We start from the raw sequence: 21960 nt of genomic DNA, 5'->3' as shown, positions 1-21960 counted from the left end.
GCGCTCCTACTGCTTGACCTCGTACGCCTGCTTGTCGACGAGCTTGCCGTCCTTGAAGCAGAACCGGAAAACGAGGTCGTGTCCCAGCTCCGCCGGCTGGTCCGTCGCCAGCAGCGCCAGGCACTTCGAGCCCTGCGGCCGCGCCGGCCCCTTCGCGTCCAGCCCCATGGTCAGGATCGAGTCCCCGCTCGGCAGCCGGTCGCGGGCCTCCTTCTCGGAGGCCCCGACCTGCACCTCGTCGTAGTCGGCCCGGCTGATCATCGCGTCGTTCACCGTGCCCAGCAGGAGCACCGCGCCGGCCCCGATCACGATCACCAGCAGCACCACCGCCGCGAACGCGATCCCGCAGCCCATCGCGACGCCCCCGGTCCTGCTGCGGGTGGTCATCGCCAGCTCGCGGTCCACCGCGGCCCAGTCCATCGGCGGCGCACCGTTCAGCATGTGCGCCTGGAGCTGCTGCCCGAAGTCGTCGGCGGCGTCCGCCACGCCGGCCGGCTCCGCCCCGTAGGGCAGTACCCCGGCCACCCGGAAGCCGCCGCCCTCGGTCGTGCCCGCGTGCACCATCCCGCCGACCAGCCGGGCCCGCTCGCGCAGCCCCGTGAGCCCCTGGCCGCCCGACACCACCTCGCCGGCGCCCGGGCCGGCCGCCGGCCCGTTGGCGATCTCCACCACCAACGAGTCGTCCTCGTACCGCAGCTCCACCGTGATCCGCGCCCCGGGAGCATGCTTGTACGCGTTGGTGAGCGCCTCCTGCACGATCCGGTACGCCGCGTGATCGCAGGCCGCGGCCAGCGGCCGGGGCTGCCCCGCCGAGGTCAGCCGTACGTCCGTCCCCGCGCCCCGGGCCGCCTCCACGACCCCCGCGATCCCGGCCACCCCGCGAGCCGCGGGCTGCGCCGCCTCCTCCACGGGGACCGGCGCCTCCACCCCGTCCCGCAGGATCCCGACGACCTCGCGCAGCTCGTGCATCGCGGACACCGACGCCTGCCGCAGCACGCCCACCGCCTCGCGCTGGCGGTCGGTGAGCTTCGGGTCCACCTCCAGCGCGCCCGTGTGGACCGAGATCAGCGCCAGCTGGTGGCCGAGGCTGTCGTGCATGTCCTGGGCGATCCGCTGGCGTTCCCGCAGCCGGGCCTGTCCGGCCACCATCGCCCGCTCGCGCATCAGCTGGGCGTTGCGCTCCTGGAGGGCGCGCAGCAGCGTACGGCGCTGGGACCAGTACCGGCTGGCCAGGCCCGGCATCACCGTGGTCGCCAGGAACAGCAGCGTGGAGAAGACGATCACCAGCAGTGGCCGCATGTTCGACCACTCGCTGACCACACCGAGGCCGACCGTCGCGACGAACGCCAGGATGAAGGCGGTCAGCGCCCGGCCCACGCCCACGATCCGCCGCCCCGCCGACCAGCCGAGCAGGCACGTCACGAACAGCGCCCCCGGCAGGAACGCGGCCGCCGCCGAGGCCACCACGAGCGTGCCCGCCGGCAGCCGTCGCCGCAGCAGCGTCAGCACCACGACGAGCACGACACCGGCGATCATCCGCCGCCCGGAGCCCTTGTCGAGCTCCTCGATGCCGAGGCCCAGCACCGCCGCTACCGCCGCAAGCGCCAGATCCCCCGCCACCACCCGCCGCGTCCAGGGCTCGGGCCCCTTCAGCCAGTCCCAGCCCGCACGCGTCCCCGCCATCGCATCCACGCGCCCGACCCTAGACACCGGCCCACACCGCCCGCCGCCCTCTTTCGTCTCGCCCCGCACGACGAAAGTCGGACACCCGACGCCCCGTCAGCAGCCCTGGGCACCCCGGGCGTGGCCGGGATCACTCCCCAACCGGAGGAAAAACACGCCCACCCCGGCACCCCGCCCCCGGCAATACGACCACCCCGGCACCACAACCCCGGCCCCCGCCCGTCGGACTCGGTGCGCGCGTACCGCTCGCGAACTCAGAGGCAGGAAACACGAAACGGCCGCCACCACTTTCGTGGTGACGACCGTTTCGTCGATGTGGGCGAGGGGGGATTTGAACCCCCACGTCCCGAAGGACACTGGCACCTGAAGCCAGCGCGTCTGCCGTTCCGCCACTCGCCCGAGTAGCGTCCCAGTGGCTCTTCCCTTGCGGGCCGTTCCCCTGGCGACATCGGAACATTAGCACGTCGGACAGGGTGGAATCACATCGCTTTCGAAGCCCCCGCCACCCCGGCCCCGACGGGCCCCTCCCGTACTCCGCTCCCGGTGCGGGACACTGTCCCCAGGGCGCCCCTACGATCCCTTGTGAGGACCAACACTCCTCAGCACGGGACCGATGGGGAACCACCCGAATCCGCCACGCGTGGATACGATCAGTAAGCAGTACAGGGCGACAACGACGGAGGAGGTGCCCCATGGGAGTCCTGAAGCGGTTCGAGCAGCGACTCGAAGGTCTGGTGAACGGCACCTTCGCCAAGGTGTTCAAGTCCGAGGTCCAGCCGGTGGAGATCGCCGGCGCCCTCCAGCGGGAGTGCGACAACAACGCCACCATCTGGAACCGCGAGCGGACCGTCGTCCCCAACGACTTCATCGTGGAGCTCAGCGCCGGCGACTACGACCGCCTGAGCCCCTACTCCGGCCAGCTCGGCGACGAACTCGCGGGCCTCGTCCGCGACTACGCCAAGCAGCAGCGCTACAGCTTCATGGGCCCCATCAAGGTCAACCTGGAGAAGGCCGAGGACCTCGACACCGGCCTCTACCGGGTCCGCAGCCGTACGCTCGCCTCCAGCACCTCCCAGGCACAGCCGCAGGCCCCCCAGGGCCAGCAGCAGCCCGGCGGCTACGGCTACCCCCCGGCCGCCGTCCCCCCCATGCCCGCGGGTCCGCCCCCCGGCGGCGCCGCGCGCCGGCCCGCCCCCGGCGGACCGGCCCCCGTACCCTCCGGCGGCCCCGGCACCACGCGCCGCTGGATCGAGATCAACGGCACCCGCCACCAGATCTCAGGCCCCACGCTCGTACTCGGCCGAAGCACCGAAGCCGACGTGCGGATCGACGACCCCGGCGTATCCCGCCGGCACTGTGAGATCCGGACCGGAACGCCTCCGACGATCCAGGATCTCGGGTCCACAAACGGCATCGTGGTGGACGGGCAGCACACCACCCGCGCTACGCTCCGCGACGGCTCGCGGATCGTCGTGGGCAGCACGACCATCATTTACAGGCAAGCCGAAGGGTGAAGCGGGGGCAATGTCAGAGCTGACCCTGACGGTCATGCGGTTGGGTTTCCTGGCCGTTCTGTGGCTGTTCGTCATCGTGGCCGTCCAGGTCATCCGCAGCGACCTCTTCGGTACGCGAGTCACGCAGCGCGGCTCCCGCCGCGGCGGCGGCGCCACCAGCGCCCCGCAGCAGACGGGCGGCCGGCAGAGCGCGCCGCCGGCGCAGCGCCAGCGCCGCGGAGCGCCCACCAAGCTCGTCGTCTCCGAGGGCACCCTCACGGGTACCACCGTGGCCCTCGCGGGCCAGACGATCACGCTGGGCCGGGCGCACGACTCCACGATCGTGCTGGACGACGACTACGCGTCCAGCCGCCATGCCAGGATCTATCCCGACCGTGACGGCCAGTGGATCGTCGAGGATCTCGGGTCCACCAACGGCACGTATCTCGACCGGACCCGGCTGACCACCCCGACGCCCATTCCGCCGGGCGCCCCGATCCGCATCGGCAAGACCGTCATCGAGCTGCGGAAGTAGTACGAGAATGAGCGAGCGGAGCGAGCGAGCCGCGGCGGTCCGTCCCACCGGGGACACGGACCCGAGCGCGCTCCCGACCGGAGGGTGGGCAGTGTGGCTCGAGACCGGTTGTACCCGGAGGCATCGTCGACTGGGCAGGTGCGCATGAGTCTGTCCCTGCGGTTCGCCGCCGGATCGCACAAAGGCATGATCCGGGAGGGGAACGAGGACTCCGGCTACGCCGGTCCCCGTCTCCTCGCGGTCGCCGACGGCATGGGCGGCCAGGCCGCAGGCGAAGTCGCCAGCTCCGAGGTGATCTCCTCCCTCGTGCAGCTCGACGACGACGTCCCGGGCTCCGACATCCTCACCTCGCTCGCCACGGCCGTACAGCGCGCCAACGACCAGCTCCGTGTGATGGTCGAGGAGGACGCCCAGCTCGAAGGCATGGGCACCACCCTGACCGCCCTCCTGTGGACCGGCCAGCGCCTCGGCCTCGTCCACGTCGGCGACTCCCGCGCCTACCTGCTCCGTGACGGCCTCCTCACGCAGATCACCCAGGACCACACCTGGGTGCAGCGCCTCGTCGACGAGGGCCGCATCACCGAGGAGGAAGCCACCACGCACCCCCAGCGCTCCCTGCTGATGCGGGCGCTCGGCAGCGGCGACACCGTCGAACCCGACCTCTCCATCCGCGAGGTCCGGGCCGGCGACCGCTACCTCATCTGCTCCGACGGGCTCTCCGGCGTCGTCTCCCACCAGACCCTGGAAGAGACCCTCGCCGACTATCACGGTCCCCACGAGACCGTGCAGGCCCTCATCCAGCTCGCCCTGCGCGGCGGCGGTCCCGACAACATCACCTGCATCGTGGCCGACGTCCTCGACACGGACAGCGGCGACACCCTCGCCGCCCAGATCAACGACACCCCGGTCGTCGTCGGCGCGGTCGCCGAGAACCAGCACCAGCTCTTCGACGGCAACGTCATGCAGACCCCGGCCGGCCGCGCCTCGGGCCTGGGCCGCCAGGTCCCGCCGCCCGCGGGCGCCTTCGGCCCCCCCGGCAGCGGCGAGGGCCCCGGCTACGGATACCCCGACCAGGGCCAGGGCGGCGGCGGATACGGCAGCTTCGGCGACGCCGACGCCCATGCCTACGACGGGGACGGCGGCTACGACGACACGTACGACCACCCCCGCCGGCGGCGCGGCAAGGGGCGCAAGTGGATCACGCGCACGCTGCTTCTGCTGCTCGTGGCCGGCGCCCTCGGAGGCGGCCTGTACGCCGCCCACCGCTGGACGCAGACCCAGTACTACGTCGGCGTCAAGGGCGAACACGTGGCGCTCTACCAGGGCATCAGCCAGAACCTCGGCTGGATCCACCTCTCCAAGGTGCAGACCGACCGCCCTGACATCGAACTGAAATACCTGCCGCCCTTCAAGCGCAAGCAGGTCGAGGCCACCATCACCGAAAGCAGCCTCGACGGCGCCCGCCAGAAGATCGACGAGCTCGGCGTCCAGGTCTCCGCCTGCAAGAAGGACGAAGAACGCCGCAACGCCGAAGCGCAGAACGCCCAGACACCCGCCCCCAGCCTGACTCCCGAGGAGCAGCAGCTGGTCGGCCAGTGCGGCAAGCAGTAGACATACGCGGGCGCAGGGGGCCCGTCACATCATGAGCGTTGTCACCAACACGACCACCATCGGCGCCATCGAGCTGCCGAGCCGGCGGAACACCGAGCTCCTGCTGCTCGGCTTCGCCGTGGTCATCCCGATCTTCGCCTACGCCAACGTGGGCCTCGCGATCGACGGCAAGCTGCCGCCCGGCATGCTCCTCTACGGGCTCGGCCTCGGCGCGCTCGCGGGCATCGCCCACCTCGTCGTACGCCGGTACGCCAAGTACGCGGATCCGCTGCTGCTGCCGATCGGGACCCTGCTCAACGGGCTCGGCCTGGTGCTGATCTGGCGGCTCGACCAGTCCGAGCGGCTGCAGAACCTCGCGAAGCGCCAGTTCGGCGTCTTCTCCGAGTCCGCGCCCCGGCAGATGATGTACACGGCGCTCGCCATCGCCCTGTTCTCCGTGGTCCTGCTGGTCCTGAAGGACCACCGTGTGCTCCAGCGGTTCACGTACATCTCGATGGCCGCCGCGCTCGTCCTGCTGATCCTGCCCGTCGTCCCGGGTCTGGGCGCGGACGTCTTCGGCGCGAAGATCTGGATCAGCGTCGCCGGCTTCTCCATCCAGCCCGGTGAGTTCGCGAAGATCGTCATCGCCATCTTCTTCGCCGGCTACCTCATGGTGAAGCGCGACGCCCTGGCCCTGGCCAGCCGCCGCTTCATGGGTCTCTACCTGCCGCGCGGACGCGACCTCGGCCCGATCCTGATGATCTGGGCGATGAGCCTGCTCGTCCTCGTCTTCGAGAACGACCTCGGCACCTCGCTGCTCTTCTTCGGCATGTTCGTGATCATGCTGTACGTGGCCACCGAGCGGACCAGCTGGATCGTGATCGGCCTGCTCATGAGCGTGGGCGGCGCGGCCGTCGTCGGCGCCACCGCCAGCCACGTCAAGGTCCGCGTCACCGCCTGGCTCGACCCCTTCGACTGCTACACGAAGTCCGGCGCCTGCGAGCAGGTCGGCCAGTCGATCATGAGCTTCGGCTCCGGCGGGGTCCTCGGCACCGGCTGGGGACAGGGCAACTCGGACCTCATCGGGTTCGCCGCCAACTCCGACTTCATCTTCTCGACCGTCGGCGAGGAACTCGGCCTCTCCGGCGTCATGGCCTTCCTGCTGCTCTACGGCCTGATCATCGAGCGGGGCGTCCGCACCGCACTCGCCGCCCGCGACCCCTTCGGCAAGCTCTTCGCCATCGGGCTGTCCGGTGCCTTCGCCCTGCAGATCTTCGTCGTCGCCGGCGGAGTCATGGGCCTCATCCCCCTGACCGGCATGACCATGCCCTTCCTCGCGTCCGGCGGTTCCTCCGTCCTCGCGAACTGGGTGCTCATCGCCATCCTCATCCGGATCAGCGACACCGCACGCCGCCCCGCCCCGGCCCCCGCCCCGTCCCCCGACGCCGAGATGACCCAGGTGGTCCGCCCGTCATGAACAAGCCCCTGCGCCGCATCTCGCTGTTCTGCGGGCTGCTCATCCTCGCGCTGCTGATCCGGACCAACTGGCTGCAGTACGTCCAGGCCGAGGAACTCAGCACCCGCAAGGAGAACCGCCGGGTCCAGATCGCCCAGTACGCCACCGAACGCGGCAACATCATCGTCTCGGGCGACCCGATCACGGGCTCGGCGACCACCGACGGCAGCGACTACAAGTACAAGCGGACCTACGTGGACGGCCCGCTCTGGGCGCCCGTCACCGGTTACGCCTCGCAGGCCTTCGGCTCCACCCAGCTCGAGTCCCTCGAAGACGGCATCCTCACCGGCAACGACGACCGGCTGTTCTTCGACCGCACCGTGGGCATGTTCACCGGCGAGAAGAAGCAGGGCGGCAACGTCGTCACCACGCTCAACGCCGTCGCGCAGAAGGCCGCCTTCGACAAGCTCGGCGACAAGAAGGGCGCCGTCGCGGCCATCGACCCGCGCACCGGCGCCATCCTGGCCCTGGTCAGCACCCCCTCGTACGACCCCTCCAGCTTCGCGGGCAACTCCAAGAACGACGAGAAGGCCTGGGTCGAGCTGAAGGACAGCGAGGACAAGAAGCTCGTCAACCGCGCCCTGCGCGAGACCTACCCGCCCGGCTCCACCTTCAAGGTGGTCACCGCCGCGGCGGCCCTGGAACACGGCGTCGTCACCGACATCGACGCGCCGACCGACACCCCCGAGCCGTACATCCTGCCGGGCACCAAGACCCCGATGGTCAACCACGCCAGCGGGTGCGAGAAGGCCAGCCTGAACAACGCGCTGCGGGTCTCCTGTAACTCCGTCTTCGCCAACATGGGCGACAAGGTGGGGCGGGACAAGATGGTGCAGACCGCGCAGAAGTTCGGCTTCAACAACGACAAGATCGACACCCCGGTCCGCGCCTTCGCCAGCGTCTACGACAAGACCATGGGCAAGGACGGCAACGCCCAGAGCGCGATCGGCCAGTTCAACACCGCTGCCACTCCGCTCCAGATGGCCATGGTCACCGCCGCCATCGCCAACGACGGCAAGCTGATGAAGCCGTACATGGTCAGCCAGCTCACCGCTCCCAACCTCGACGTCATCGAGAAGCACGAGCCCGAGGAAATGAGCCGGCCCGTCTCCGCCGCCAACGCGCAGAAGGTCCAGCAGATGATGGTCAACGTCGTCGAGAACGGCACCGGCGGCAAGGCCAAGATCAACGGCGTCACCGTCGGCGGCAAGACCGGCACCGCCCAGCACGGCGAGAAGAACGCCAAGCGCCCGTACGCCTGGTTCATCTCCTACGCCGAGAACCCCGACGGCACCTCGCCGGTCGCCGTCGCCGTCGTCATCGAGGACAGCGACGCCAGCCGCGAGGACATCAGCGGTGGCGGCCTCGCCGCCCCCGTCGCCAAGGCCGTCATGGAAGCCGTACTCAAGAGCCAGAGCAAGGGCTGACAGGCGCAGCCGGCGTGATCCAGATCACTGAAGCCGCCCGGATACGAGCGTACGGTACCGGTCCTGTATCAGCCTGTGGCCACGAACCGATCACCGACGATCGGCCGGTAGCCTTTGCGCGAACAGCACACCGCCGGACCACACACGGGTGCGGTCGGGACTGACGGAGAGGGCTGCAACGTTATGGAAGAGCCGCGTCGCCTCGGCGGCCGGTACGAGCTGAGCCACGTGCTCGGCCGTGGTGGCATGGCCGAGGTCTACCTCGGTCACGACACCCGGCTCGGCCGTACCGTCGCCGTCAAGACCCTGCGCGCCGATCTCGCCCGCGACCCGTCCTTCCAGGCCCGGTTCCGGCGCGAGGCCCAGTCGGCCGCGTCGCTGAACCACCCGGCGATCGTCGCGGTCTACGACACCGGCGAGGACTACGTCGACAACATCTCCATCCCGTACATCGTGATGGAGTACGTCGACGGCTCCACCCTGCGCGAACTCCTGCACTCGGGGCGCAAGCTGCTGCCCGAGCGCACCCTGGAGATGTGCATCGGCATCCTCCAGGCGCTCGAGTACTCGCACCGCGCCGGCATCGTCCACCGTGACATCAAGCCCGCCAACGTCATGCTCACCCGCACCGGCCAGGTCAAGGTCATGGACTTCGGCATCGCCCGCGCCATGGGCGACTCCGGCATGACCATGACGCAGACGGCCGCCGTCATCGGCACCGCCCAGTACCTCTCCCCGGAGCAGGCCAAGGGCGAGCAGGTCGACGCGCGATCTGACCTCTACTCCGCCGGCTGCCTGCTCTACGAGCTGCTCAGCGTCCGTCCGCCGTTCGTCGGCGACTCCCCGGTGGCCGTCGCCTACCAGCACGTACGGGAAGAGCCTCAGCCCCCGTCGAACTTCGACCCCGAGATCACGCCCGAGATGGACGCGATCGTGTTGAAGGCGCTGGTCAAGGACCCCGACTACCGCTACCAGTCCGCCGACGAGATGCGCGCGGACATCGAGGCCTGCCTCGAAGGACAGCCCGTCGCGGCGACCGCCTCCATGGGCACCGCCGGCTACGGCTACCCCGACCAGGGCGGCTACGGTCACCAGGGCTACGACCAGCCCACCACCGCGCTGCGCGCCGCCGACGCCGGCCAGACCTCGATGCTCCCGCCGATGCCCCCGGGCGGCGGCGACGGCTACGGGTACGGCGACCAGGGCGGCTACGACCAGGGCCGCGGCCGCGGCCGGCAGAAGAAAAGCAGGGTCTCGACGATCCTGCTGGTCGTCGCCGGCGTCCTCGTGCTGGTCGGCGCCATCCTCATCGGCCGGTCCCTCTTCGGCAACGAGGCCGACAACCGGCCCATCGTGCCCAAGTTCATCGGCGAGACCTTCGAGAAGGCACAGCAGAGCGGCACCAACGTCGGCCTGAAGGTGGAGAAGGACGGCGAGGAACCCTGCGCCGGACAGCCCAAGGGCAACGTCTGCACGCAGAGCCCGGCGCCCGACACCAAGGTCGACCAGGACTCCGTCGTCAAGGTCAAGATCTCCTCGGGCGCGCCCAAGGTGCCGGTGCTCGACGTGCTGAACATGACGTACGAGAACGCGGAGAAGACGCTCAAGGACAAGGGCTTCCAGGTCGAGAAGAAGACCCAGGAGTCCGACCGCACCGCCGGGACGGTCCTGGACCAGAACCCGAAGAGCGGCACCGAGGCCGAAACGGGCTCCACGATCACGCTGACCGTGGCCAAGGAGCAGGCGAAGGCTGCGGTCCCGGACCTCAACGGAATGACGAAGGAAGCGGCCTCCAAGGCGCTCCAGGGCGCCAAGCTGAAGCTGGGCAGCGTCACCGAGGCCGACAACCCGGCGGTCCCGCCGAAGACGGTCTTCCAGCAGCAGTTCCCGGCCGGCCAGGAGCTCAAGCCGGGTGACTCGGTCAGCATCACGATCTCGAAGGCGGCCGCCCAGCCGACCCAGGTCCCGCAGCTGGCCGGTAAGACCGTCAAGGAAGCCAAGCAGGAGCTCCAGAAGGCGAACCTGACCTTCGGCGCGGTCCTCTCGGGCCCGACGGACGACAACGCCAGGGTGCTGGCCTCCGACCCGCCCGCGGGCAGCCCGGTCCCGGCCGGCACGGTGGTCAACCTCCAGACGATGGCCGGCCAGCAGGACGGCGGCAACGGGTTCTTCGGCGGTCTCAGCGGAGGACGTCGCTAGCCCGAGCGGCAGCAGTGACGAAGCCCGGTCCCTCTCACCGAGAGGGACCGGGCTTTTTCCGGCCTCTGCAGGCCCGTCTGCGGCTTCGTAAGCGGAACCTTGACCTCGCGGGCGCCCGGGTGGCCCGCAGCCGCCCACAGGGGCCTCTGGAGGCTCAGGAGGCACGGGGAGGGGCGGGAGGGGCGGAAGGGGCAGGAGGGCCGGGAGGCGCGGGAGGGGCCCGTCAGCGGAGCTCGGCCGGCCGGGTGCGCTTGTCGTCGACCTTCTCGGTGCGGACCAGCTCGCCCCACACGATGTACCGGTACTTCGACGTGTAGACCGGGGTGCAGGTCGTCAGGGTGATGTAGCGGCCCGGGGCGGTCCTGCCCGACTCCTTCGGGACCGCGGAGATCACGTCCACGTTGTACTTCGACGTCTGCCGCAGCTCCGCGAAGACCTTGTACACGTACCAGGTGTCCCGCGTCTCGAAGACGACCGCGTCGCCGTTCTTCAGCTTGTCGATGTTGTGGAACTTCGCCCCGTGCCCGTCCCGGTGCGCCGCCAGCGAGAAGTTCCCCGACTTGTCCCACGGCAGCGCCGACTTCACCGGTTCCGTGTAGTAGCCGGCGACACCGTCGTTCAGGACCTCCGGCGAGGAGCCCCGCTTGACCAGGACCTCGCCGTTCTTCATCGCCGGTACGTGCAGGAAGCCGATGCCGTCCTTCGTGTCCAGCGCCCCGGGCGCCGAGGGCGCCCCGGCACCGGGCACCGCCTGGACCCACTGCCGGCGGACCTCGTCGCCCCGCGCCGACGCCTGCCGGTCCGCCAGGACGTTCGTCCACCACAGGGAGTACGCCACGAACAGGCCGAGCACCAGGCCCACCGTGATCAGGAACTCGCCCAGCAGGCTCAGGAATCCCGCGAGCACGCCGCGGTTCACGTTCGGCGCGGCTGCGGCGGGGCGACGTCGGCGGGCACGTGACACTGCGGATCCTCTACGGGCTGGTCAGCGCGGGCGGAGCGCCCTGGCTGCGGGGGCGTTCATCGGTCATCCTGCCCCATACGATCATCCGGTAGGTGCTGGTGAACTCCGGGGTGCAGGTCGTCAGCGTGATGTAGCGGCCCGGAGCGGTGAAGCCCGACCCCACCGGCACCGGCTTGATCACCGACACGTTGGCCGGCGGCGTCTGCGGCAGCACCGAGGTCATCTCGTACGTGTAGTACGCGTCCCGCGTCTCGACCACGACCGGATCGCCCGGCGCGAGCCGGTTGATGTAGCGGAACGGTTCACCGTGCGTGTTCCGGTGCCCGGCCACGGCGAAGTTGCCCTGCTTGTCCGCCGGCATCGCCGACTTGAGCGCGCCCTCGCCGTAGTGCCCGACCATTCCCTTGTCGAGCACCTTCGGCTTGCTGATGCCCTCCGCCACCGGCACCTTCACGTCCAGCTTCGGGATGTACAGGATCGCGAAGCCCTGGCCCGGCTCGAACGCCGCTCCCGCCGAGCCGGCCGCCGCGCCGCTGTCGCCCGCGTCCCGATCCCAGTCCTTGCGCAGCGATCCCGCGGCCCCGTTCGCCGTCCGCTCCGCCAGCAGGTTCGTGTACCAGAGCTGGTAGGCCACGAACAGCAGCATCACCAGGCCCAGCGTGATGAACAGCTCTCCGGCCAGCCGGCTGGCGACGACGAGCGGGCCGCCCGACACCGGGCGCCTGCGCCGCCGCCCCCGCCTCCGCGTGCGTTTCGCGGCCTCCTGCGCTGCCCTGCGCCGCGCGGCCCGGCCCTCGGTGGGCGCGGGCTGCGCGACCGCGCTCACGCGACGGCCTTGCCCACCACCGGGGCCAGCCCCACCGAGCGCTCCACGGCACCCGCGTCACCGCACCGCACCAGCCAGTTCGCGAGCATCCGGTGGCCCCACTCGGTCAGCACCGACTCCGGGTGGAACTGCACACCCTCCACGTCGTGCTCACGGTGCCGCAGCCCCATGATGATCCCGTCCTCCGTGCGCGCCGTGACCTCCAGCGCGTCCGGCAGGGTGCCCGGCTCGGCCGCGAGGGAGTGGTAGCGGGTCGCGGTGAACGGTGACGGCAGCCCCTCGAAGACGCCCTGCCCCTCGTGGACGACCGGCGAGGTCTTGCCGTGCAGCAGCTCGGGGGCGCGGTCCACGACCCCTCCGTAGGCGACCGCCATCGACTGCATGCCCAGGCAGACGCCGAAGACCGGAACGCCCGTTTCCGCGCAGTGGCGGACCATGTCGACGCAGACGCCCGCCTCTTCCGGGGTGCCCGGCCCGGGCGACAGCAGTACGCCGTCGAAGCCGTCCTGCGCGTGCGCGAGCTCGACCTCGTCGTTGCGCAGCACCTCGCATTCCGCGCCGAGCTGGTACAGGTACTGGACCAGGTTGAAGACAAAGCTGTCGTAATTGTCGACAACCAGAATGCGCGCGCTCACGGAGTGGCTCCCGATCCCTCGTCCACCGTCACATCGTTGAACGGAAGGAGCGGCTCGGCCCACGGGAAGACGTACTGGAACAGCACGAACACCACCGCGAGGACCAGTACGAGGGAGATCATCGCGCGTACCCACGCGTTGCCCGGCAGATGCCGCCAGATCCAGCCGTACATGCCGTCTGCTTGCCTTTCCGTTCCACGCACCGCGGAGGCGGTACCGCAACAGACTAAAGGCAGCGGCCACGCGAGGGGGGTCACCCGCGCAATCCCTCCGGCCTGCCCTGGGAGACCGGCCTGGTACCGGTCAGTTCGGCCCAGACGACCAGCCGGTGGCTGTGGCCCCATTCGGGATCGCAGGTCGTCAGCGTCAGATACCGGCCGGGGCCCGTGAACGGCGACCTGCGCGGCACCGGGTCGACCACCCCGACCTCGGTCGGCAGGGTGCGCAGCGGTGCGTTGCGGACGGTGTACGTGTACCAGCCCGCCGCGTCCTTGAGGATCACGGCGTCCCCCGGGCGCAGCTCGGGGAAGTCCTTGAAGGGGTCCCCGTACGTCCGCCGGTGGCCGGCCACGGAGAAGTTCCCGGCGGCGCCGAGGCGGGCGGTGCCCTCGTAGTGGCCGAGGCCCTTCTTCAGCAGCTCGGTGCCCGTCCCCTCCAGCACCGGCTTGTTCCAGTCCGGGCCGAAGCGGGGGATGTACATCTCGGCGAAGGCCTGCCCCCCGGGGTAGCCGGGCGGGTCGGCGGGCGGGGCGGCGGGCGGGTCGGCGGGCTCGGCGGGCTGCTCCTGCGGCCGGCTCGAGGGCCTGGAGCTCGGCGCGGGCGCGGGGGCCGACGCCGCCCAGCGGTCGCGCAGCCGGGCCATCTCCCCGTCCATGGCCCGGTCGGCCTTGACCCCGGTCCACAGCAGGACGTACGCGACGAACAGCACGATCAGGGTGCCGACGGTCAGGCACACCTCGCTGAACGTCCGTACCACCAGGCGCAGTACGACGTCAGGGCGTATTCGTCGCGGACGCGGACGAGGGGGCCACGGGCTTCGCATAGTGGAGGTCCACTGTGCCGGAGTAGCCGGGCAGTGTCAGTGCCTTGTGTTCGTCCACTTTCCAGCCGAGCCCGTACGCGTTGACGTACAGCTGGTAGTTCTGCAGCGCCGGGGAGGCCGCGAGGGCCTTGCGCAGCGCCGCCGGGTCGCCGACCGCGGACACCTTGTAGGGGGGCGAGTAGACCCGGCCCTGGAGGATCAGGGTGTTGCCCACGCAGCGCACCGCGCTGGTGGAGATGAGGCGCTGGTCCATGACCTGGATGCCCTCGGCGCCGCCCTGCCAGAGGGCGTTGACCACGGCCTGGAGGTCCTGCTGGTGGATCACCAGGTCGTTGGGCTGCGGCTCGGGCACGTTGGGGATGCGGGCGGTGGCGTTGGGCGGGGCGTCGTTGAGGGTGACCGTGAGGCCCTTGCCGGCGAGCTCCTCGGTGCCGGACGCGGCGCGCAGGGCGGCCAGCCGGGCGTCCTCGGCGGCGGTGCTGCCGTCGTCCCGCTCGGCGAGGGTGTCCACCCGGCGGCGCGCGGCGCCCGCGGCCTCCTCCAGCGCGGCATTGCTCTGACTGCGTTCGTGGATGAGGTCGGACAGCCTCAGGAGCGAGGCGTCCGTGCGGATGTTCGTACCCTTGGAAGTGTTGAAGCTGGTGACGAAAATGAGCCCGGCCAGGGCGAATACCGTGGCCGTCAGCAACCGGACCGGTTTGAACCGGCGAGGGGGACCCGCGGAGGAGTCGTCGGAATCGCTCAACGTACCCTTCTCCTTCAACGCCACAGGTCCACTACGCTAACGGACGCCCGGGGCAGGCAAGGTCCCCAGCGCATCGACAGGAGAGCCCCTCGTGCCGAAGTCACGTATCCGCAAGAAGGACGACTACACGCCGCCGCCGGCGAAGCAGGCGCAGACCATCAGGCTGACCAACCGCAGCTGGGTCGCGCCGGTCATGCTGGCGTTCTTCCTGATCGGTCTCGCGTGGATTGTCGTCTTCTACGTGACCGACACCCAGCTGCCCATCGAATCGCTGGGCAATTGGAACATTGTGGTCGGTTTCGGATTCATCGCGGCGGGATTCGGCGTCTCCACGCAGTGGAAGTAAAGCGCCGCCCGTAGCGCAGTAGCACCGGCGAGGGAAGCTCTCCCCATGAGTTATCCACAGCGTCATCCACACCTGAGGAAAAGACAGAAGATCTGTGGATAACTCTGTGGAGAGTTGACGCCGGTGTGATCAGGTGAGTGCGGTCGTCCGGACCACGATCAGCGCTGCTGCCAGCAGGAACACCACCACACAGGTACCCCACTGGATGAGTGTGCGGTTCCTGCCGGCGGTGGGCAGGAGCAGGCCCGCCCCGACGAGCGCGCCGGTGACCAGCCCGCCGACATGGGCCTGCCAGGACACGCTCAGGCCGCCGCCGAACGGCACGAAGGTCAGCACCAGCATCAGCACGACCATGGTCACCACCGGCCGCATCTCGTAGCGCAGTCGGCGCACCAGCACGACGGTGGCGCCGAGCAGGCCGAAGACGGCGCCCGACGCGCCGAGGGTCGGGGTGTTCGGCGGGGTCAGCAGGTAGACGAGGGCGCTGCCGCCCAGGCCCGACAGCAGGTAGACGGCGAGATAGCGGGCCCGGCCGAGGGCCGCCTCCAGCGGGCCGCCGATGACCCACAGGCCGATCATGTTCCCGGCGATGTGCCACAGCTCCACATGCAGGAACACCGAGGTCAGCAGGCGGTAGTACTGGCCGGTGGAAATTCCCTCGACCGGGGCGCCGAGGAATTCGGCATAGCGGCCGAGCAGCTCCATCTGGACCACCAGCGGCGGCACGGCGAAGCCCAGCAGGAACACCGCGGCATTGATCCCGATCAGGATCTTGGTGACGAGGTGGGGATCGGCGGCGACCGTCCCGCCCACGACGGTGCGCGGCGCGTTCGCGGCCGGGCGGTGGCCCGTACCGGAACCCTCGCGGACGCATTCGGGGCACTGGAAGCCGACCGAGGCGCTGATCATGCACTCCGGGCAGATGGGGCGCTCGCAGCGGGTGCAGCGGATCCCCGTGTCGCGGTCCGGGTGGCGGTAGCAGCCCGGCAGACGGTCGGTGTCCATCGGTCCCCTCGATCAGCGGCGTGACAGAGGTGTGCCCCGCCGGTCCGGTATGTATCCAGTACGGACGGGCGGGGCGCAAAGGTTCCCGGGCGCCTCTCGGGCGGCCGCCGGGAGTCAGCGCTTCTCGACGGTGACCGACTTGATGATCACGTCTTCCTGGGGGCGGTCGGTGCGCGGGTTGGTCGGCAGGCCGGCGATCGTGTCCACGACCAGCCGGCTGGCCTTGTCGGTGACCTCGCCGAAGATGGTGTGCTTGCGCGTGAGCCAGGCGGTGGGGGCGACGGTGATGAAGAACTGCGAGCCGTTGGTGGCCGGGCCGGCGTTGGCCATGGCGAGCAGGTAGGGCTTGGTGAAGGCCAGGTCGGGGTGGAACTCGTCGGCGAACTGGTAGCCGGGACCGCCCGTGCCGTTGCCGAGGGGGTCGCCGCCCTGGATCATGAAACCGCTGATGACACGGTGGAAGACGGTGCCGTCGTACAGCGGATCCATGGTCTTCTGGCCGTCGGTCGGCCGGGTCCACTCGCGGGCGCCGGTGGCAAGCTCCACGAAGTTCCGCACGGTCTTCGGGGCGAAGTTCTCCAGCAGCTCGATCTCGATGTCGCCGTGGGTGGTCTTCAGGGTGGCGTAGAGCTTCTCGGCCACGAATCTGCCTTCCATAGTCATCACTGTCAGTGTCAGATCCTCGCACGGAGTGCATCCCTCCGCGGAAAATCCTCCACCCGTATGCCCTGTCACGCATGCCGTCCGGCGCTATGGCAGGCATGATCCGACAAAGGGTGGAAAGGTGAACTGTGTCCGCCACCGAGGAGGAGGATCCCGTGACCCGCAAGGACAGCGTGCGCCTGGCCGCCGAGAGCGCCAGGGATAGTGTCCGGCACGCAGCGGAAGTGGTGGCGCCGTACGCAGAAACCGCCAAGGACGCGGCTGTGCATTACGCGCACGAGGCGAATGAGCGGCTGGCGCCGAAGATGTCGTACGCGGCCCATGAGGCGGCGCGGCAGGCCCGTACCGCGTACGACTGCCATCTGCAGCCCCGGCTCCACTCGGCGCGCACGCACGTGCCGCCGAACGTGGACCGGGCGGCGACGAAGGCGGTGAAGCAGACGCGCCTGGCGGCGCGCCAGGCGGCCGAGTACACGCAGCCGCGGATCGGGACCGCGATCGCCGCGGCCCAGCCGATGGCCGAGGAAGCCGCGTCGCGGTCGGTGGCGGCACTGGCGGCGCTGCGCGGCCAGGTGACGGCCAAGGAGGTGCAGCGCCTGGTGCGGCGCCATGAGCGGCGGGCGCGCAGGGGCCGGGTGCTCAAGGGCGTGGCCGTCGTCGGCCTGCTGGCGGGCGGCGCCTTCCTGGCCTGGAGGTGGTGGGACCAGCAGTCGAACCCGGACTGGCTCGTCGAACCGCCGGCGGCGACGGAGCTCTCCTCGCGCGAGGGCGAGCCGGCGACCTTCGACGACGAACTGGCGGCGAAGGAGCGCGACGCGGCCTCGGACGAGTAGGTTCTGACGGCCGAGTACGGCCACGGCCAAGTACGGCCGAGTACGCGGAAGGGGCCCCCCTTCCGCGTACTCGGCCGGGGAGGGGCTCAGTTGGGGAGGGTGAGGACCATGCCCGGACGGATGAGGTCGGGGTTGGTGCCGACGACGCCCTTGTTCATGGCGTAGAGCTCGCGCCACCGGCCCTCGTTGCCGAGCTCGCGGCGGGCGATCGCGGAGAGCGAGTCGCCGGGCTTGACGGTGTACGTGCGCTTCTTGGCGGCGGGAGCGGGCTTGGGGGCCGGGGCCGCGGGGACCGCCTTGTGCGCGGCCGACCCGGGGGTCGGCGTGTGCGGGGGCGCCGCGGGTTTCGGCGGCGCGGCGGCGGACATGCGCTCGGCGGCCGCCCTGGTCGCCTCGGCGGCGTCGGTGTACTTCCCGCCCATGGAGGAGGGGGTGCCCGCCGCGGGTGGCGGCGAGCCGACGGGCCGCTGCTGCTCCACCTGCTCCCGCGCCTTCTTCTTGTCGGATTTCAGGAAGTCGAAGAGTCCCATGTGTGTACGCCTCCGGCGTGGTGGGGCCACCCTGGGCCGGGTGCCTTCCCCCACTGTCGGACACGGGGCGCCGGGCGGCCCCGTGACTGGGCCGAACGGCGGACCGGGCGGCTCACTGACGGGCGCGGCGGGCCGGGCTTTCGGACGGGGTCTCCAGGTCGCCTCCGGCGAGGAGGGTGAGACCGCGCAGCAGGGCTTCGCGATCGGCGGGGGCCAGCGAGGCAACGGCGTCGGCGTGGACCTGGTCGACGATGCGCTGGCTCTCGACGGCGACGGCCGCGCCCTTGTCGGTGACGGCGATGATCCGCGCCCGCCGGTCCTTGGTGGACGGGCGCCGCTCGGCCAGTCCGGCCTTCTCCAGGGCGTCGATGGTGACCACCATCGTCGTCTTGTCCATGTCGCCGATCTCGGCGAGCTGGATCTGGGTGCGCTCCTCGCCCACCGCGTGGACGAGGACGCAGTGCATGCGGGCGGTGAGGCCGATCTCTCCCAGGGCCGCTGCCATGCGGGTGCGCAGGACGTGGCTGGTGTGGTCCAGGAGGAAGGACAGGTCGGGCTGGGTCCGGGTGGGCGCCATGGCGGTCATGGCAGCAGTCTAACAATCCGGTCCGAAATAAATAGTCTGCAACGGAACCATCTGCTACGGTCATATCAATGGCCCTCACTGACTGGAGAGACCGATGCCTGCCTCCGCCCCCGTTGCCGCCCCCGTCGCCCCCGTCGCGCCCCTCGCCACCCCCGTCGCCGAAGGCCCGGCCGTCCCGCACGGGCTGCGTTCGCGCTGGACCGCCCTCGCCGTGCTCTCCACCGGCATGCTGGTGACGATCCTCGACGGCAGCATCGTCACCGTCGCCATGCCGGCCATCCAGGACGGCCTCGGCTTCACCCCCGCCGGCCTCAGCTGGGTCGTCAACGCCTACCTGATCGCCTTCGGCAGCCTGTTGCTCCTCGCCGGCCGGCTCGGCGACCTGCTCGGCCGCAAGCGGATGTTCCTGGCCGGCACCGCCGTCTTCACCGCCGCCTCGTTGCTCGCCGGGTTCGCCTCCTCCCCCGCGGTGCTGGTGGCCGCCCGCTTCCTCCAAGGCGTCGGCAGCGCGATGAGCTCCGCCGTCAGCCTCGGCATTCTGATCACCCTGTTCACCGAGGCCCGGGAGCGGAACAAGGCCATCGCCGTGTTCTCCTTCACCGGCGCCGTCGGAGCCTCCCTGGGCCAGGTGCTCGGCGGGGTCCTCACCGACGCCCTCGACTGGCACTGGATCTTCTTCATCAACCTGCCCATCGGGCTCGCCGCCCTGCTGCTGGCCCTGCCCGCGCTCCCCTCCGACGAGGGCCAGGGCCTGCGCTCCGGCGCCGACGTCCTCGGTGCCGTCCTGGTCACCGCCGGGCTGATGACGGGCATCTACAGCGTGGTCGAGGTGGAGGAGTACGGCTGGGTCTCCGCCCACACCCTGGGGCTCGGGGCGCTCTCGGCGGCCCTGCTCGCCGCCTTCCTGGTGCGCCAGGCCAAGGCCCGTACCCCGCTGATGCCGCTGCGGATCCTCCGTTCGCGCAGCGTGGTCGGCGCCAACCTGATCCAGATGCTGATCATGGGGGCCCTGTTCTCCTTCCAGATCCTCGTCGCCCTCCACATGCAGAAGGTCCTGGGCTACGGCGCCGCCGAGACCGGCCTCGCGATGCTCCCCGCCGCCGTGATGATCGGCGCGGTTTCCCTCGGCGTCTCGGCCCGGCTGAACTCCCGCTTCGGCGCCCGCAACGTCCTGCTGGCCGGCCTCGCCCTGCTCCTCCTGGCCCTGGCCCTGCTGGTCCGGCTGCCCGTGGACGCCGATTACGTGGGCGATCTGCTCCCGGTGATGCTCCTCATCTCCGGCGGCGGCCTGGTCCTTCCGGCCCTCACCGCGCTGGGCATGTCCGCCGCCGACGCGGAGGACGCGGGGCTCGCGTCGGGGCTGTTCAACACCACTCAGCAGATCGGCATGGCCCTCGGCGTGGCCGTCCTCTCCACCCTGGCGGCCTCCCGCACTGCGTCCCTGGCCTCGGCCGGCCGCGGCCGGGCCGAAGCACTCACCGGTGGCTACCACCTGGCCTTCGGCATCGGCGCCGGGCTGCTGCTGGCCGCGATCGCCCTCACCGCGGCCTTCCTGCGGAGCGACCGCAGTCGCGTGTGAGTGTCGCCGGAGCCCCGGTCGGTGCCTGACGCACCGGCCGGGGCTCCCCGCTGTACGCCGCGCGTGTGAAGTTCTCATGCCGGACGGGGCGTTGCTTCACGGCCAAGTGGTGTCGGCGTAACTGTCCCGCCGGTGGGTGCGGGTGGGAGCCTGATGCCGTCACCCGAAGGGAGAGTGGGCATGGAGCGGCTGGAGATCGGGCTGTTGGGGCCTCTCATCGTCACGGTCGGCGGCAGGTCCGTCGTACCCAGTGCGGCGAAACAGCGCAGGCTGCTGGCGCTGCTGGCCGTGAACCTGGGGCGCGAGGTCAGCATGGGGGCGATCGTCGAGGAGCTGTGGGGCGGGTGTCCGCCGAGCGGGCCGTCCGCCGCCGTGCAGACGTACGTGAAGCACCTGCGGCAACGGATCGCCCAGGTCTCCGCCGCCGACCCCAAGGAGATCGTGGCGCGGGGCTACGGCGGCTACCGGCTCGTTTCCGCGGCCGCCGGTGTCGACGCGCGGGACTTCGAGGCGACCGTGGCCGACGCCAACCGGGCCCTCGCGTCCGGGGACGACGAGCAGGGTGCGCGGCTGCTGGGGGCCGGGCTCGCCATGTGGCGGGGGCCAGCGCTGGACGACGTACAGCAGGGCGGGGTCCTGCGGGCCGAGGCGCTGCGGCTGGACGAGGTGCGGCTGGCGGCCCTGGAGGCCCGGATCGGGGCGGAGTTGCGGCTCGGCGCGCACACCCGGCTGGTGAGCGAGCTGATGGCGCTGACGACGCTGTACCCGTTGCAGGAGAACCTGCACGCCCAGTTGATCCTCGCGCTGTACCGCAGCGGGCGGGCCTCGCGCGCACTGGAGGTGTTCCGGGGGCTGAGGTCCACCTATGTACGGGAGTTGGGGATCGAGCCGTCGCGGCGGCTCCAGGAACTGCACCGGTCGGTGCTGGGCTGTGATCCGACGCTGGACGCGCCGGCCGCGGGGCCGGCCCTGGTCGCCCTGTAGTACCGACGGTGCGCGCACCGGACGTGAAAAGTTCATGGCCACTGTATGACTCAGTGGCTGTCGTGAGGCTCGGGCCCGGCCTCATACTCGACAAATCCCGCCGCCGGGCAAGAGAGGTGCGATATGCGGCGCACGACTGGGGATGCCCCAACCGTCCATCTCTGGTCGCTGTCCGAGGACGTGGTCGTCGACCAGCACGCGGGCAGCGACTCCTTGGTCCTCACCAGCCGCTGGGGGCAGGAACGGCTCGACCGGCCCGCCCCGGTGGTACGCGAGGTGCTGCGGCGGATGGAGCTGGGGCCGGTGCTGCTGGCCAACGCCCTGAACGGGTCAGAGGACCTGTACGTGGTCATGCTGCCGACCCTCAGCAAGCTGTCGCACCTCGTGGTGCGCACCCTCGGCGTGGACGACCTGATGGGGCCGCTGCTGTCGGTGCTCCCGCTGTCGCCGGCGGCGCCGTTCGTGCTGGTACGCCAGCCCCGCGAGCGGCGCGTACGGCTGCCCCGGCACGTGGCGCTCAGCGTCCCGGAGTCGGGCATCGGCTGCGTGCTGGAGTCGGTGGACTCCCCGCACCGGGTGGTGCTGCACCGCCCCGAGGCGGCCTGGGTGGCGACGATGCTGGCCTGGCCGACCACACCCGACGCGGCTTCGAAGGCGCTGCCGCTGCCGCCGCAGGTGACCGAGGACATCATCGGGTACCTGTGCGCCGCCGGGATGGTCACGACCGTGGACGACCCCGGCGGGGAACCGGGCGCGGAGGGCTAGTGCCGTGACCGGCA

At 70.7% G+C, this 21960-nt stretch carries 21 protein-coding genes, 1 tRNA gene and 1 pseudogene; 11 read left to right on the top strand and 12 right to left on the bottom strand.

Going from position 1 to position 21960, the window contains the following annotated elements:
- Positions 1–6: 6 nt before the first annotated feature.
- Together J7I97_RS06045 and J7I97_RS06040 are read right to left on the bottom strand one after the other, a co-directional pair.
- Positions 7–1683 carry a sensor histidine kinase gene (locus J7I97_RS06045; protein ID WP_214931509.1) on the bottom strand — a complete coding sequence of 559 codons (1677 nt, stop codon included), beginning with the start codon at positions 1681–1683 and terminating at the stop codon, positions 7–9.
- 316 nt (positions 1684–1999) lie between these two features.
- Positions 2000–2082: transfer RNA gene (locus J7I97_RS06040), tRNA-Leu, on the bottom strand.
- A 293-nt stretch (positions 2083–2375) separates the two neighbouring features.
- Between J7I97_RS06040 and J7I97_RS06035 the strand changes: the two genes are divergently transcribed.
- The 6 genes from J7I97_RS06035 (at position 2376) to pknB (ending at position 10443) form a co-directional block, all read left to right on the top strand.
- Positions 2376–3197 carry a DUF3662 and FHA domain-containing protein gene (locus tag J7I97_RS06035; RefSeq protein WP_214931363.1) on the top strand — a complete coding sequence of 274 codons (822 nt, stop codon included), beginning with the start codon at positions 2376–2378 and terminating at the stop codon, positions 3195–3197.
- Between the two features lie 10 nt (positions 3198–3207).
- Entirely contained in the window at positions 3208–3711 is a 504-nt protein-coding gene (locus tag J7I97_RS06030; protein ID WP_214931361.1) for an FHA domain-containing protein, read from the top strand.
- Between the two features lie 144 nt (positions 3712–3855).
- Positions 3856–5322 carry a PP2C family serine/threonine-protein phosphatase gene (locus tag J7I97_RS06025; protein WP_214931359.1) on the top strand — a complete coding sequence of 489 codons (1467 nt, stop codon included), beginning with the start codon at positions 3856–3858 and terminating at the stop codon, positions 5320–5322.
- A gap of 31 nt (positions 5323–5353) precedes the next feature.
- Positions 5354–6778: an FtsW/RodA/SpoVE family cell cycle protein gene (locus tag J7I97_RS06020; RefSeq protein WP_214931357.1), complete on the top strand. Its 1425-nt coding sequence runs from the start codon at positions 5354–5356 to the stop codon at positions 6776–6778.
- Positions 6775–8244: a penicillin-binding protein 2 gene (locus J7I97_RS06015; RefSeq protein WP_214931355.1), complete on the top strand. Its 1470-nt coding sequence runs from the start codon at positions 6775–6777 to the stop codon at positions 8242–8244. Before J7I97_RS06020 ends, J7I97_RS06015 begins: the two co-directional genes overlap by 4 nt.
- A 183-nt stretch (positions 8245–8427) precedes the next feature.
- Positions 8428–10443 carry a Stk1 family PASTA domain-containing Ser/Thr kinase gene (gene pknB, locus J7I97_RS06010; protein WP_214931353.1) on the top strand — a complete coding sequence of 672 codons (2016 nt, stop codon included), beginning with the start codon at positions 8428–8430 and terminating at the stop codon, positions 10441–10443.
- Positions 10444–10666: 223 nt separating this feature from the next.
- Here the strand turns inward: pknB and J7I97_RS06005 are convergent, their stop codons facing one another.
- The 6 genes and pseudogenes from J7I97_RS06005 to J7I97_RS05980 all read right to left on the bottom strand — a co-directional run bounded on the left by J7I97_RS06005 (position 10667) and on the right by J7I97_RS05980 (position 14655).
- On the bottom strand, positions 10667–11407 hold the full coding sequence (locus tag J7I97_RS06005) for a class E sortase (protein WP_214931351.1): 741 nt from the start codon (positions 11405–11407) through the stop codon (positions 10667–10669).
- 10 nt (positions 11408–11417) lie between these two features.
- Positions 11418–12257 (bottom strand): annotated as a pseudogene (locus J7I97_RS06000) (class E sortase); the annotation flags it as partial.
- Positions 12230–12868 (bottom strand): aminodeoxychorismate/anthranilate synthase component II, encoded by a 639-nt coding sequence (locus tag J7I97_RS05995; RefSeq protein ID WP_214931347.1) that lies wholly within the window; start codon positions 12866–12868, stop codon positions 12230–12232. The gene J7I97_RS05995 and the pseudogene J7I97_RS06000, both read right to left, overlap by 28 nt.
- Entirely contained in the window at positions 12865–13041 is a 177-nt protein-coding gene (locus J7I97_RS05990) for a hypothetical protein (protein ID WP_214931345.1), read from the bottom strand. The genes J7I97_RS05995 and J7I97_RS05990 overlap by 4 nt, the downstream gene beginning before the upstream one ends.
- A gap of 80 nt (positions 13042–13121) precedes the next feature.
- Positions 13122–13910, bottom strand: coding sequence for a class E sortase (locus tag J7I97_RS05985; RefSeq protein WP_214931343.1), 789 nt, complete (start codon positions 13908–13910; stop codon positions 13122–13124).
- Positions 13861–14655 carry a DUF881 domain-containing protein gene (locus tag J7I97_RS05980; RefSeq protein WP_214931342.1) on the bottom strand — a complete coding sequence of 265 codons (795 nt, stop codon included), beginning with the start codon at positions 14653–14655 and terminating at the stop codon, positions 13861–13863. The genes J7I97_RS05985 and J7I97_RS05980 overlap by 50 nt, the downstream gene beginning before the upstream one ends.
- A gap of 91 nt (positions 14656–14746) precedes the next feature.
- Between J7I97_RS05980 and crgA the strand changes: the two genes are divergently transcribed.
- Positions 14747–15001 carry a cell division protein CrgA gene (gene crgA, locus J7I97_RS05975; RefSeq protein ID WP_214931340.1) on the top strand — a complete coding sequence of 85 codons (255 nt, stop codon included), beginning with the start codon at positions 14747–14749 and terminating at the stop codon, positions 14999–15001.
- 129 nt (positions 15002–15130) lie between these two features.
- Here crgA and J7I97_RS05970 read toward each other — a convergent pair whose 3' ends face one another.
- Positions 15131–16006 (bottom strand): rhomboid family intramembrane serine protease, encoded by an 876-nt coding sequence (locus J7I97_RS05970; protein ID WP_214931338.1) that lies wholly within the window; start codon positions 16004–16006, stop codon positions 15131–15133.
- 114 nt (positions 16007–16120) lie between these two features.
- The gene (locus J7I97_RS05965; protein ID WP_214931507.1) at positions 16121–16648 is read right to left on the bottom strand and encodes a peptidylprolyl isomerase; all 528 of its coding nucleotides are present in this window, start codon (positions 16646–16648) and stop codon (positions 16121–16123) included.
- Between the two features lie 149 nt (positions 16649–16797).
- On the opposite strand from J7I97_RS05965, the gene J7I97_RS05960 reads away from it, so the two are divergent.
- A complete protein-coding gene (locus tag J7I97_RS05960) occupies positions 16798–17502 on the top strand; it encodes a DUF5324 family protein (RefSeq protein ID WP_374103560.1) in 705 nt (234 codons plus the stop codon).
- Positions 17503–17588: 86 nt separating this feature from the next.
- Here J7I97_RS05960 and J7I97_RS38160 read toward each other — a convergent pair whose 3' ends face one another.
- Positions 17589–18032, bottom strand: coding sequence for a LysM peptidoglycan-binding domain-containing protein (locus J7I97_RS38160; protein WP_251058508.1), 444 nt, complete (start codon positions 18030–18032; stop codon positions 17589–17591).
- A gap of 112 nt (positions 18033–18144) precedes the next feature.
- Positions 18145–18618, bottom strand: a complete 474-nt coding sequence (locus J7I97_RS05950) for a MarR family winged helix-turn-helix transcriptional regulator (RefSeq protein WP_214931336.1) — start codon at positions 18616–18618, stop codon at positions 18145–18147.
- A 226-nt stretch (positions 18619–18844) separates the two neighbouring features.
- Here J7I97_RS05950 and J7I97_RS05945 point away from each other — a divergent pair, with 226 nt between their 5' ends.
- From J7I97_RS05945 to J7I97_RS05935, 3 genes are all read left to right on the top strand, one after another.
- On the top strand, positions 18845–20197 hold the full coding sequence (locus J7I97_RS05945; RefSeq protein WP_251049517.1) for an MFS transporter: 1353 nt from the start codon (positions 18845–18847) through the stop codon (positions 20195–20197).
- Between the two features lie 180 nt (positions 20198–20377).
- Positions 20378–21181, top strand: a complete 804-nt coding sequence (locus J7I97_RS05940) for an AfsR/SARP family transcriptional regulator (RefSeq protein ID WP_214931332.1) — start codon at positions 20378–20380, stop codon at positions 21179–21181.
- 123 nt (positions 21182–21304) lie between these two features.
- Entirely contained in the window at positions 21305–21946 is a 642-nt protein-coding gene (locus J7I97_RS05935; protein ID WP_214931331.1) for an NADH oxidase, read from the top strand.
- Positions 21947–21960 lie beyond the last annotated feature (14 nt).

It is taken from the genome of Streptomyces sp. ISL-87, assembly GCF_018614095.1.
GTDB lineage: Bacteria > Actinomycetota > Actinomycetes > Streptomycetales > Streptomycetaceae > Streptomyces.
Note: the sequence above shows the minus strand (reverse complement) of the source record. Positions and strands in the feature narration are given on the sequence as shown.